Below are 12,322 nucleotides of genomic sequence, written 5' to 3'. Positions count from 1 at the left end.
AACGCCCCAGCTTCCGTTATGGGCACCGAGCGCCCCCATGAACGTCATCTTGAGCGCATCGATGAGCTGCTTGTTGTCGACATTGATCGGCGTCCCGCCCGTATCGGCCGGCACGCTGCTTTGGCCACCCACCGAGGGGAGGTAGGCATAGATGGAGGCGCTGAAGCGCCAGTTGGCGGCTTCAGCGGTCGATTGTGTTGACTGCGCTGCGGCGGGTGTCGCAAGCGCCGCTACCAATGACAACGCCGGAATCAATCTCTTCACTCGCGTATCTCCTGCTTGTTGAATCGTTGGCAGCTCGCCTCGTTGTGTCGGGTCACGGCTGACCTGCCAGGCGCCGAATGGTGTCGACGATGTCGGCACCGGCATCGTTCTTGCGAAAGTAGGCCGCACACCCCACGGTTTGTGCGCCAGCCCGTGTTTCCGGGTCGTCATGCGCGGTGATGAAGATAAACGGTGCATGCCGGCCCTCACTTACCAGCTGCAGTGCCAGCTCGACGCCCGACATGCCATCAAGCTGCACATCAAGCACCAGGCAATCGAAACGCGGGCGTTTGGCATCTGCAAGAAATGCTTCCGCGCAAGCATAGGTAATCGGTTGCATACCCGACGCTCGCAGCAGCCGGGCGAGCGATCGGCAAAGGCTTTCGTCGTCATCGACGATCGCAACATAGAGAGGGGTGGTGCTGCTCATCGGGGTTCATGCACTTTGGCCCCTGCAGCGTCAGTCGTCTACTGCCCTTTCGGGAAGGTTGGCTCAGCCGGCGTCATGCCGGCCTCTTGCGCCAGCAGCGTGAGGGCCATGACCGAGCGCACCCCGAGCTTCGCCATGATCGACGTGCGGTGCAGCTTCACGGTGCGTTCGTTGATGGCGAGATCACCGGCGATCTGCTTGTTCAACTGGGCTTGCAGCACATGCGCAAGCACTTCTTTCTCCCGCACCGAAAGCTTCTCGAATCGTGCCTTCAGCGCCTGCGTTCGCTCGCGCTCCGCGCGCTCCCGCGCGTCACGCGCCAGGGCACGCTGCACCGCGTCGAGCAGTGCATCCTTGGGCGCGCGCTTCTCCAGGAAGTCTTCGGCGCCGCCACGCATGGCGCGCACGCTGGAGGCAATGTCGCCATTGCCGGTGAGGAAGAGGATGGGCAGTGGGTTGCGCGTGAGGGCCAGTGCGGACTGCAGCTCCAGCCCGTTCAGGCCCGGCATCTGCAAGTCAGCCACGATGCAGCCTGGCACGTTGGCGGTGCAGTGTGCAATCAGCTCACTGGCGCTTTCGAAAGTCATTGCGCGAAAGCCGCTGGCCACCAGCAGGCGAGATGTCGCAGCGAGAAACGACGCGTCGTCGTCGACGATGTAAACCGTGGGCTGGGGCTGGCTCATGTTGCTGAGATCCCGCTGGACACGGGCAAGGTGAAGCGAAGGCTGGCCCCGCCGCCGGCGCGGTTTTCCGCCCAAAGGCGCCCGCCGTGCGTCTCGATCAGGCTGCGTGAAATTGAGAGCCCCATGCCCATCCCAGCCGGCTTGGTGGTGAAGAAGGAACCGAACACTTGTTCGAGTCTGTCATTCGGGATGCCGGCCCCACTGTCGCTCACCGTAATCTGTACGGTTTGGGCGCCATCACGCACGGCGCTCACGACGATGTGCCGCACATTCCGGCGCGCCTCGTCAATCGAGTCCATGCCATTGGAGATGAGGTTGAGCAGCACCTGCTGAAGGTGCACCCGGTCACCCAGCACGCGCGGCACGTCGTCGGCGATCTCCACGTCCATCCGGACCTGCCTCGCCGCAGCGTCGGGCCGCACCAGGGCTGCGACATCGCCGACGAGCTCGTCGACGGCCAGCGGCACCATCACGATGTCTTGTCGGCGCAGCAGCGCGCGCATGCGGTCGATGACGGCACCCGCGCGCTGATCGTCGCTGATGATGTCATCGACGATCGCGCGAACCTCATCAAGATCCGGTGGAATGACCTGCAGCAAAAGCGTTGCCGCTTCGGCATTGCGCAAGATGGCGCCCAGCGGCTGGTTGATCTCATGCGCCAGCGCCGAGGAGAGCTGTCCCATCACCGACACGCGCCCGGCGTGAGCGATCTCCTGGCGCAAGCGCAGCATCTCATCTTCAGCCTGCCGGCGCGGTGTGATGTCGCCGCAGGCACCGCGCGTGCGCACCGCCCGGTTGTTGGTGTCGAAGTCGACGCGCCCCCGGGTCGCGATCCAACGCAGGGTGCCATCGGGCAGCACTGCCCGGAACTCGGTTTCGTAGTCGCCGTCGCCTGCCATGGCCTGCGCCAGAACCTGGCGGACCGCCTCGCGATCGTCGGTGTGCACCTTCAGCAACAGTCGCTCCAGATCGACCGGCTCCGCAGCGTCGAAGCCGAACAACTCCCGCAACCTGGGGCTGGCCCAGAACTCGTCGCGTGGGAGATCACGCACCCAGATGCCGAGGTTCGCCACCTCGGCGGCCAGGGTCATGCGCTGCTCGCTTTCACGCAGTTCGGCCACGAGTTCGGAGGCACGCACCACGTCGCGACTCAGCTCATGGCCCATGGCCACCAAAACACCCAGTGAGAACATGCTGATCGTGATCGGCATCTGCAGCCCGCCCCAGACCACCAGCATGACCTGAACGATGCCGGCCAGCGCAAAAAACATGGACATACCACCCACGCGCAGCGCGGCTCCCCTGTTGCCACGCCGCCAGGCGCGGATAGCAGCGTCCGCCACAAAGATCACCAGCAGGATGGCACTCAGGCTCCCCACCGCCATCCACGGATTGGGTATGCCGATCGCAGTGGAGACGGGCTCGCCGAGGAACGGCATGCGTTGCACGGCCGTCACCACGCTGAAGTTGAGGTTCTGGCCGGTGCTGAAGTTGAGCACCAAGGAGAGGGTGCGCAGCACGACCACGCTCCAGGCCAGCCACAAGCGCCCCGGCGTGAAAAAGGTGTACACGAAGCCGACCAGCGACACGATCACGAACCATATGTACAGGTGCTGCCACCGGAGTGCCGCAGCAAACTCGTCGGGCGTCTGCGCTCGCATCATCCACAACTCACCAAAAGCAGCGGTTGCGGTGGCGACCGCCAACACCGAGAAGAAGAAGCTGGGCCATGCCGCACGGTTCCTCAACCAGACCGGCAGATAGACACCGGCCAGCGTGAGACAGGCTGCCGCCACCATGGACCAGATGACGGTGATCTCGCTCATGGTGTCTGAGTGCATTGAAGTAGCCCGCCGATACCCTGCTGCGAAAGGCGCAGCCATCCGATTTCGCAAGAAATGGATGGGCAGCCCCGACCTTTCTTGACCCCCTCGGGGGGCGGATGACATAGGTCGTCGGGCTGGGGGCGCTCACAAGCAATCGATTCCAGCATCTTCCCTGCCTTGCGATGTGTGGCCTGTTGGCGAGCCTGTCTACTGCCCTAAGAGGAAGGTGCGCGCAGACGCCTTTGTTCTTAAGCTGCACTTTATCCGACAGAGATCATCGGACAGCGTTGATGAACGTGAGCGCAGGGCAACGAGGCCCTGACGCTCAACTGCGGGAGTAGACAATGGTGACGACAACCCTTCGTATTCTGATGGCCGCCGGAGCAAGCTTTGCCTTGCTCTCGCCCTTGCAACTGCGGGGCCATGACTCTCCCGGGCCTACCAACAAGAAGATCAACTACTCGCCCTATCCCGCAAAGAACTTCCCGAACCGCGTGTACTTCGGAGACACGCACCTGCACACCTCGTATTCGACCGACGCCGGGATGATCGGGAACACCCTGGGGCCGGAGGAAGCGTATCGGTTTGCGCGTGGCGAAGAGGTGAAGTCCAGCAGCGGCCTGCCTGCGAAATTGCAGCGGCCACTCGACTTCCTCGTCGTCGCCGATCACGCGGAGAACCTCGGCTTGTCGCCACAACTCGCGAGTTCAGATCCCGAGTTGCTGAAGTCCGAATGGGGCCGCAAGGTGCATGACCTGGTCAAAGCGGGCAAGGGGATTGAAGCCTTCAACGAATGGGTCAAGCGCCTGAGTTCGCGGGACGATCCGTTCAAAGGCAATGACACGCTCACGCGCACGATGTGGCAGCGAGGAACCGCTGCGGCCGAGAAGTACAACGAGCCGGGCCGATTCACCGCCTTCATCGGCTTTGAATGGACCTCGACTCCGGGTGGCAACAACCTTCACCGGAATGTGATCTTCCGTGGTGGCAAGGAACACGCCGACAAGATCGTTCCGATCTCCCAGTACGACACCGTCGACCCTGAAGTCTTGTGGCAGTGGATGAGTGACGCCGAGAAGACGACCGGCACCCGGCTCCTGGCGATTCCGCACAACGGCAATATCTCCATGGGTCTCATGTTCGACGACGTGACGCTGACCAGCAAGAAGCCGCTCGACCGCGACTATGCCGAGCGCAGGATGCGCTGGGAGCCTCTTTACGAAACGACCCAGATGAAGGGTGATGGCGAAGCTCATCCCGCACTCTCTCCCAATGACGAGTTCGCCAATTTCGAGACCTGGGACAAGAGCAGCTTCGGGCCTGAGGTCCACACGCCGGCGATGCTGCCGCGCGAATACACGCGCGAAGCCCTCAAGCGAGGGTTGATCTATGAGCACAAACTGGGTGTCAATCCGTTCAAGTTCGGCATCGTGGGTTCGACCGACTCGCACACCTCGCTGGCGACCACGCAGGAAGACAATTTCTTTGGCAAGGTCGCGCCGCTGGAGCCGTCATCTTCTTCGCACCGCTTCGACGAGGTCGTCACGGGCAACCTCGCAAAGAGCGATGATCTGAAGCAATACGCGTGGATGACTAGCGCCTCGGGCCTCGCGGCCGTCTGGGCGACCGACAACACCCGAGAAGCGCTGTGGGACGCCATGGCGCGCAAGGAGGTCTACGCCACCACCGGCACTCGTTTGCAGGTGCGCGTGTTTGGCGGCTACGACTTCACCGTCAAGGATCTCGAGCGCTCCGATTTCGCCGAACAGGGCTACAAGCGCGGTGTGCCGATGGGCGGGGATCTCAAGAACGCCCCGGACGGCAAGGCCCCGGCGTTCCTGGTGCGCGCCGTGCGCGACCCCGATGGCGCCAATCTCGACCGAGTCCAGGTCATCAAGGGCTGGCTCGACGCTTCCGGCAAGACGCACGAGAAGGTCTACGACGTGGCCTGGTCGGGCAAGCGCACGCCGGGCAAGAACGGCAAGTTGCCGCCGGTCGGCAACACGGTGAACGTGAAGGAGGCGAGCTACACGAATGCGATCGGATCGCCGTATCTGCATGCACATTGGAAGGATCCGAGCTTCGATTCGAAGCAGCGTGCGTTTTACTACGTGCGAGTGATCGAAATCCCGACACCGCGATGGACGACGTACGACGCCAAGTTCTTCGGCACCAAGCCGCCGGCAGCCGCCCCGACCGCGATTCAGGATCGCGCCTACACATCGCCGATCTGGTACACGCCGATCTGATCGGCCATCTTGAGTCGACCGATGATGCGTAGCCTGCTGCAAGAACCGCTGCTGCACTTCCTGATCCTGGGCGGGCTGCTGTTCGGCCTGTACAACGTGGTGCAGGGCGGCGCCCTGAAGCAGGGCAGCGAGATCGTGGTCTCACGCGGCCAGGTCCAGAGCCTCCAGGCGCAGTTCCAGCGCGTGCGGCAGCGGCCTCCGACGTCGGAGGAACTAAAGGGCTTGGTTGACAACTGGATACGGGAAGAGATCTATTACCGCGAAGGCCTCGAGATGGGCCTGGATCGGGAAGACCTCATTGTTCGGCGCCGGGTCAGCCAGAAGTTCGAGTTCATCGGTGATTTCGCCACGCCTGTACCTCCCACCGCTGCGGCGCTGCAAGCGTGGCTCGTGGCCCACTCCGACAAGTACCAGGTGGAGCCGCGCTTCGCCTTGAGCCAGGTGTTTTTCGATACCGCGCGGCGCGGGCAGAAACTCGATACCGATGTGGCGGCCGCGCGTCGCGCACTCGATGCCGGCAAGACCCCCGTTGGCGATCCAACCCTGTTGCCGCCGGCTTTGAACCAGACAGGGGCGACCCAGGTCGCGCGAATCTTCGGCGAGGAGTTTGTCGACGCGTTGAAGGCGCTGCCCCCGGGCACTTGGCAGGGGCCGGTGCGATCTAGTTTCGGCGTGCACCTGGTCAAGCTGAGCACCGTGCAGCCCGGCCGCCTCGCCACCTTGGACGAGGTGCGCGCCGCGGTAGAGCGTGATCTTCTGCTCGCCCGAGCGACCGAGGCCAACACGGCGCGCTACACCAAGCTGCGTGCTCGGTACAACGTGCGGATTGATTCGATCGGGTTGGCCACGCCTTGAAAGCGCTCTTCGCACTGCTGCTCGCCTGCCTGGTCTGCGCTGCGCAGGCGGACATCTTTCGCCCGGCTTACCTGGAGCTGCGCGAGGCGGGGAGTGACCGCTATGAGGTGATGTGGAAGCTGCCGACGCAGGGCGATACGCGCCTGGCGGTCGAGGTGAAGTTCCCCACCGGCACGATGCAGACGTCGCCGGTTCAGGGCCTAATCAGCAGCGCTGCCTATGTCGAGCGCTGGCAGATCGCTCGACCCGGTGGTCTTGCCGGTCAGACAATCGGGATCGACGGCCTGGCGGGCGGCATCACCGATGTGATCGTGCGTCTGGAGCGCCTGGATGGCACGAGCCAGGTCGAACGTCTCTTGCCGCATCGACCTGAGTTCACTGTCAAGGGATCGACCGGCACGGCGCAGATTGCCTGGTCCTACCTGGTGCTGGGCATCGAACACATCCTGGGTGGCATCGACCACCTTTTGTTCGTGCTGGCGTTGCTGCTCATCGTGCGTGGCGGCAAACGGATCGTGACCACCATCACCGCGTTCACGCTCGCCCACAGCCTGACGCTGGTGGCCGCCACCCTGGGTTGGGTGCATGTGCCCGGGCCACCGGTCGAAGCCCTGATAGCACTCAGCATCGTCTTCGTCGCCGCCGAGGTGCTCCACGGCCTTCGCGGCAAGCCGGGCCTTACGGCACGTGCACCGTGGGTAGTGGCCTTCAGTTTCGGGCTGCTGCACGGCTTCGGTTTCGCCGGTGCGCTGGCCGAAGTGGGGCTGCCGCAGACAGCGCTGCCGGTGGCCCTTTTGTTATTCAACGTCGGCGTGGAAGTCGGCCAACTCTTGTTCGTGGCCGGCGTGCTGGGCGTGCGCGAGCTGCTGGTTCGTTTGCCGATGACGCTACCCGCGTGGACCTTGCGTTTGCCGCCTTACCTCATCGGTACGGTGGCGATGTTCTGGGTAATTGAGCGCATTGATTCATTCTGGATCTGAACGGGGCGTGCGGCACAGTCCTTCATGGCACCACGATCAACTGCAACTATGAAGACAAGAACTCTCCTGAAAGTCATTGCAGCCGTTGAGCTTTTGACCGGCTTGGGACTGCTGCTTGCGCCTTCCCTGGTGGCGGAGCTTCTGCTTGGCCTGCCACTCGGCCCAGGGGCGCCGCTTGTCGTGGGTCGCGTCGCAGGATTGGCTCTGGTTGCCATTGGTCTGATTTGCGGGCTCGAGAATATGCGCGATTGCGGGGCCTCACCCACCGGCCTGCTGGTTGGATTGCTGGCGTACAACGGGGCCGTTCCCTTGCTTTTGATCCATAGCTGCGTGACGAACGGGACAAGCGGAATCGGCTTGTGGCCAACCGTGGCCTTGCATTTGGCGTTCACGTTTTTTATCGCAACATGCCTTCGCTCAAATTCTGCGGGACGTGAACATTCGGCGCCTTCGCAGGCTGTTGAGAAGTGAAGACGGCGTCCAATTCTCATTTCAAAGTGCTTTGCAGTCTTCCTCACTCGGCCCCCCACAATAGCGGCATGAACAAGGCATTCACCAAGGAAAGTGACCGTGACGACGATGAGGAGGAGGGTGCGCTGCCCGCCTTCCCGCCCGGAACGCGCAATTACATGACGCCCGAGGGCTATACCCGCATGCGGGCGGAGTTCATGACGCTGCTGGACGAGGAGCGACCGAAGATCGTCGAAATCGTCTCCTGGGCTGCCAAGAACGGTGACCGTTCCGAGAACGGCGACTACCTCTACGGCAAAAAGCGCCTGCGTGAAATCGACCGGCGCCTGCGCTTCTTGACCAAGCGCCTGGACATCGCGGAGGTGGCCGACCCCAGCATTCATTTCGGCAAAGACCAGGTCTTTTTTGGCGCGACGGTGACCTACTCCAATGCCAAAGGGGCGGAGCGCACCATCACCATCAAGGGCATCGACGAGGCCAACAGCTTGGCCGGCGAGGTCAGCTGGATTGCGCCGATTGCGCGCGTGTTGCTGAAGTCGCGCGAGGGCGACGAGTTGCAACTGATGACGCCCGGCGGCCTGGAACAGATCGAGGTGCTGGAGGTGCGCTATCCCGCGCCAAAGCCCCCAGTGCCCTAAGGCTTGACGCGCCAGACCCGCAGCACCGCCGGTGAGCGTTTCAAAGTACGCAGCACATCGGCCAGATGCAGGCGGTCACGCACCGACAGCAGCAAGTTCATCTCGGCGGTTTCGCGTTGCTGCGATTCGTCGCTCATCAAGATGTGGGTGATGTCGGCCTCGGCCGCACTGACGGCGGCCGCCACCTGGCCCAACACGCCCTTGCCGTTGTTGAGCAGCAAAGACACGGCGGCCTCGAACGGGTGGGTCAACTCCTCGGCCCAATTGACATTGATCCAATGCTCGCTGTCGCGCGCAAAAAGCTTGCGGCCGACCTGGCACTCGGCGGTGTGCACCAGCAGCCCTTCACCGCGCCCCAAATAGCCCTTGACCTCATCGCCAGGGATAGGCCGGCAGCAGGTGGCCAGTCGCACCGACGCGCCTTCGCTGCCGTCCAGCGTGACCTGACCCTGGGCGGGTGCGTTATCGGCCGCAAAGCGGCCCATGCTGAGCATCACCGCATCGGGGCGCTGGCCTTGCTCGGCCAGGATGCGGGCCAGCTTTTTGGCCACAATGGTGGCGATTTTGCGGCCCAGGCCGATCTCGACCAACAACTCGTCAACATGGCGATTGCCGGCCCAACGCGCCAGTTGCTGCCAAAGCTGTGCGGCGCTAACTTCATCGTCATCCAGGCTGGGCAGGGCCAAGCCCTCGGCCCGCAGCGCCTGCGAAAGCATTTTTTCGCCCAGATCGCGGGACTCGTCTTGCTCCAGGTTCTTCAGAAAGTGACGAATCTTCGAGCGGGCGCGGCCGGTGCGCACAAAACTCAGCCAGGCCGGGTTGGGCCGGGCGCCGGCGGCGGTGACGATCTCGATGACATCGCCGCTGCTCAACTCGGTCCGCAGCGGCACCGCTTCCCCATTGATTTGCGCCGCCACGCAATGGTCGCCGACGTCGGAATGGATGGCGTAGGCAAAGTCCACCGGCGTGGCGCCCTTGGGCAGTGCCATGATCTTGGACTTGGGCGTGAAGACGTAGACGGCGTCGGGGAACAGGTCGATCTTGACATGCTCAAGGAACTCGTTAGCGTCACGCGTCTCGTCTTGAATTTCAATCAAGGACTGCAGCCAACGCGCACCCATTTGCTGGCCGCTGCGAGCGCCGCCCGAATCCTTGTAGAGCCAATGTGCGGCGACCCCCTTTTCGGCCACCATATGCATGGCCTCGGTGCGGATCTGAAACTCCACCGGCGTGCCCAGTGGGCTCACCAGGGTGGTGTGCAGCGATTGATAGCCATTCGGCTTGGGGATGGCGATGTAGTCCTTGAAACGGCCGGGCTGGGGCTTGTAGAGCTGGTGCAGCACGCCCAGGCTCAGATAGCAATGCGCTAGGTCGGCCACGACCACCCGAAAACCGAAGATGTCGCTGACCTGGGCAAAGCTCAGATGCTTGTCCTTCATCTTTTTGTAGATGGAGTAGATCGTCTTCTCACGACCATCGATTTCGGCCTTGTGCGCCGAGCCTTCAAAAGCCTTCAGCACATCCCGCTCGATGCGTGACACCAGATCGCGCCGGTTGCCGCGCGCCTTGCTGATGGCCTTGCTCAGCGCGGCATGGCGCCAGGGGTTGAGGTGCTGGAAGGACAAGTCCTGCAGCTCGCGGTAGATCTGGTTCAGGCCCAGCCGGTGCGCAATCGGGGCGTAGATGTCCAGCGTCTCACGGGCGATGCGGCGGCGCTTCGGCGCGGCCATGGCCTCCATCGTGCGCATATTGTGCAGACGGTCGGCCAGCTTGATCAGGATCACGCGCACATCGCGGGCCATCGCCAGCAGCATCTTGCGAAAGCTCTCCGCCTGCGACTCTTCCTTGGTCGAGAACTGCAGCTTGTCCAGCTTGGTCAGGCCGTCCACCAACTCGGCGGTGGGCGCCTCAAAGCGTTCGATCAACTCGGTCTTGGTGACGCCGCAATCCTCCATCGCGTCATGCATCAGCGCGGCCATGATGGCTTGCGCGTCGAGCCGCCATTCGGCGCAAATGCCGGCCACCGCGATCGGGTGCGTGATGTAGGGCTCACCGCTGGCTCGGAACTGACCCAGATGTGCCTCATCGGCGAATTTATAGGCTTCGCGCACCCGCTTGATGTCGGCCTTAGGCAAATAGCTCAGCCGATGCAGCAAGGCGTCGAAAGACGCCGCTTCGGCCGCGGTCGGTTCGGCAGGCGTGCGCAGCCCTGACAAACCGGTCAGCGCCGCAGGTAGGCGAGAAGCAGCAAATGATCGAAAACCCATGGGCCTAATTTAACGCATCGGTGGCGCAGCGATTGCCTGCACTTGGGTCAAGAAACGACAACGGGCGCCCTTGGGCGCCCGTATCAGCCGACTATCTAGGCTCGGTGCTGCTTGGCTTGAAAGTTAGACCGGCACTTTGCGCAGCATTTCGATGCCCACTTCACCGGCAGCAATTTCACGCAAGGCGGTCACGCCTGGCTTGTTCTTGCTCTCTATTTTTGGCGTGTGGCCTTGGCTCAGCATGCGAGCGCGGTAGGTTGCAGCGAGCACCAACTGGAAGCGGTTAGGGATCTTGGTCAGGCAGTCTTCAACAGTGATGCGGGCCATTTTGGGTTCCAGTACAGGTGTTCGGTGAAAAGCTAGGGCAGCTCAAGCGCTAAGAAAACGGCAGACCGGTTTCTGCGTTGAGCTGCGTATTTTAACCGCTGCGCGTGAACAATCGCCTTCAGATCGAAAACAGCGGTGTCAAAGACGGCGTTTACCACCACAAAGTCGAACTTTTGGGCCTGCGCCACCTCGATACGCGCGTTGGCCATGCGCCGCGCGATCACGCTGGGGTCAGTGTCGCCGCGTCGGTTCAGGCGTTGCTCCAGCTCTTCCCAGCTCGGCGGCAGGATAAAGACCAAGACCGCATACGGGAACAACTGCTTGATCTGCAGGGCGCCCTGGAAGTCAATCTCCAGCACCACATCGTCGCCATGCGCCATGCGCGCTTCGATGGCGGCGCGCGAGGTGCCATAGAGATTGCCATGCACTTCGGCCCACTCGAAGAATTCACCGCGTTCGGCCATCGCCTGGAATTCTGAAATGTTGGTGAACCAGTATTCACGGCCATGTTGTTCCTGGCCGCGCGGCGCACGCGAGGTGTGTGAAATGGATACGCCCAATTTGGCGTCCAACTCCAGCAGCGCCTTGACTAGGCTGGACTTGCCGGCGCCACTGGGCGCGGCGACGACAAACAAATTGCCTGGATATTCCATGCTCTGGCGGGTCCCTGTTTACTCGAAATTTGGCACGCGCATCTCGGCTGGAGATGCGTGGCGGCTGCACTTGATTTTATCAGGGCGCTGGTCGCGGGCTGGGCGCCCTAGGTCCACAGCCGGATAGTTCGAAAGAACTATCCGAACTGTTGCGCCATCGTTCTTCTGCGAGCCATGCCGTCGCCCTTGGGAGGATGTTCGCCGTCGACCTGATCCGGGACAGTTGGAGACATTGAAAACAGGAGAAGCTCCATGTCTGTGAGTCCCGCAAGTCCCAGCAGCGCGAGCGCCAGCCATGGCCGCCGAGCGCTCAGCGTGCTGATCGTCAGCACGCTGGCTTTCACCGTTTGTTTCATGGTCTGGATGATGTTCGGCGTGATCGGCATCCCGATCAAGAAAGCGCTGAACCTCAATTCGACCGAGTTTGGCCTGTTGACCGCGATGCCGGTGCTGAGCGGCTCGCTGATCCGCGTGCCGCTGGGCATCTGGACCGACAAGTTCGGCGGCCGCATCGTCTTCTTCTGCTTGATGATGGCCTGCGTGTTGCCCATTTGGCTGATGAGTTATGCCACCGCTTACTGGCACTTTCTGGTGATCGGCCTGTTCGTCGGCCTGGCCGGCGGCTCCTTCTCGGTCGGCACGCCCTATGTGGCGCGCTGGTTCCCGAAGAACCGCCAGG

Annotated in this window: 13 protein-coding genes; 6 read left to right on the top strand and 7 right to left on the bottom strand. The window is 62.5% G+C overall.

Going from position 1 to position 12,322, the window contains the following annotated elements:
* From RMO57_RS15010 to RMO57_RS14995, 4 genes are all read right to left on the bottom strand, one after another.
* A partial coding sequence (locus tag RMO57_RS15010) for a hypothetical protein (RefSeq protein ID WP_310387959.1) occupies positions 1–264 on the bottom strand: 264 nt, incomplete at its 3' end.
* 52 nt (positions 265–316) lie between these two features.
* The gene (locus tag RMO57_RS15005) at positions 317–694 is read right to left on the bottom strand and encodes a response regulator transcription factor (protein ID WP_310387957.1); all 378 of its coding nucleotides are present in this window, start codon (positions 692–694) and stop codon (positions 317–319) included.
* Between the two features lie 38 nt (positions 695–732).
* Positions 733–1,377: a response regulator transcription factor gene (locus tag RMO57_RS15000; protein ID WP_310387955.1), complete on the bottom strand. Its 645-nt coding sequence runs from the start codon at positions 1,375–1,377 to the stop codon at positions 733–735.
* On the bottom strand, positions 1,374–3,203 hold the full coding sequence (locus RMO57_RS14995) for a sensor histidine kinase (protein ID WP_310387953.1): 1,830 nt from the start codon (positions 3,201–3,203) through the stop codon (positions 1,374–1,376). The genes RMO57_RS15000 and RMO57_RS14995 overlap by 4 nt, the downstream gene beginning before the upstream one ends.
* Before the next feature lie 344 nt (positions 3,204–3,547).
* Between RMO57_RS14995 and RMO57_RS14990 the strand changes: the two genes are divergently transcribed.
* The 5 genes from RMO57_RS14990 to greB all read left to right on the top strand — a co-directional run bounded on the left by RMO57_RS14990 (position 3,548) and on the right by greB (position 8,396).
* Entirely contained in the window at positions 3,548–5,452 is a 1,905-nt protein-coding gene (locus tag RMO57_RS14990; protein WP_310387951.1) for a DUF3604 domain-containing protein, read from the top strand.
* Between the two features lie 21 nt (positions 5,453–5,473).
* Positions 5,474–6,307, top strand: a complete 834-nt coding sequence (locus RMO57_RS14985; RefSeq protein ID WP_310387949.1) for a peptidylprolyl isomerase — start codon at positions 5,474–5,476, stop codon at positions 6,305–6,307.
* Positions 6,304–7,287 carry a HupE/UreJ family protein gene (locus tag RMO57_RS14980; RefSeq protein ID WP_310387947.1) on the top strand — a complete coding sequence of 328 codons (984 nt, stop codon included), beginning with the start codon at positions 6,304–6,306 and terminating at the stop codon, positions 7,285–7,287. Before RMO57_RS14985 ends, RMO57_RS14980 begins: the two co-directional genes overlap by 4 nt.
* Positions 7,288–7,335: 48 nt before the next feature.
* A complete protein-coding gene (locus RMO57_RS14975) occupies positions 7,336–7,758 on the top strand; it encodes a hypothetical protein (RefSeq protein WP_310387944.1) in 423 nt (140 codons plus the stop codon).
* 68 nt (positions 7,759–7,826) lie between these two features.
* A complete protein-coding gene (gene greB, locus RMO57_RS14970) occupies positions 7,827–8,396 on the top strand; it encodes a transcription elongation factor GreB (protein WP_310387943.1) in 570 nt (189 codons plus the stop codon).
* Here the strand turns inward: greB and RMO57_RS14965 are convergent.
* The 3 genes from RMO57_RS14965 to gmk form a co-directional block, all read right to left on the bottom strand.
* Positions 8,393–10,663, bottom strand: coding sequence for a bifunctional (p)ppGpp synthetase/guanosine-3',5'-bis(diphosphate) 3'-pyrophosphohydrolase (locus tag RMO57_RS14965; RefSeq protein WP_310387941.1), 2,271 nt, complete (start codon positions 10,661–10,663; stop codon positions 8,393–8,395). The genes greB and RMO57_RS14965 overlap by 4 nt on opposite strands.
* Positions 10,664–10,786: 123 nt before the next feature.
* A complete protein-coding gene (gene rpoZ / locus RMO57_RS14960) occupies positions 10,787–10,990 on the bottom strand; it encodes a DNA-directed RNA polymerase subunit omega (protein ID WP_124452325.1) in 204 nt (67 codons plus the stop codon).
* A 32-nt stretch (positions 10,991–11,022) separates the two neighbouring features.
* Entirely contained in the window at positions 11,023–11,643 is a 621-nt protein-coding gene (gene gmk, locus RMO57_RS14955) for a guanylate kinase (RefSeq protein ID WP_310387937.1), read from the bottom strand.
* A gap of 252 nt (positions 11,644–11,895) precedes the next feature.
* On the opposite strand from gmk, the gene RMO57_RS14950 reads away from it, so the two are divergent.
* A partial coding sequence (locus RMO57_RS14950; RefSeq protein ID WP_310387935.1) for an MFS transporter occupies positions 11,896–12,322 on the top strand: 427 nt, incomplete at its 3' end.

The organism is Roseateles sp., assembly GCF_031397715.1.
In the GTDB taxonomy this organism is placed as follows: domain Bacteria; phylum Pseudomonadota; class Gammaproteobacteria; order Burkholderiales; family Burkholderiaceae_C; genus Paucibacter_A.
This window is presented reverse-complemented; position numbering and strand designations above follow the sequence as displayed.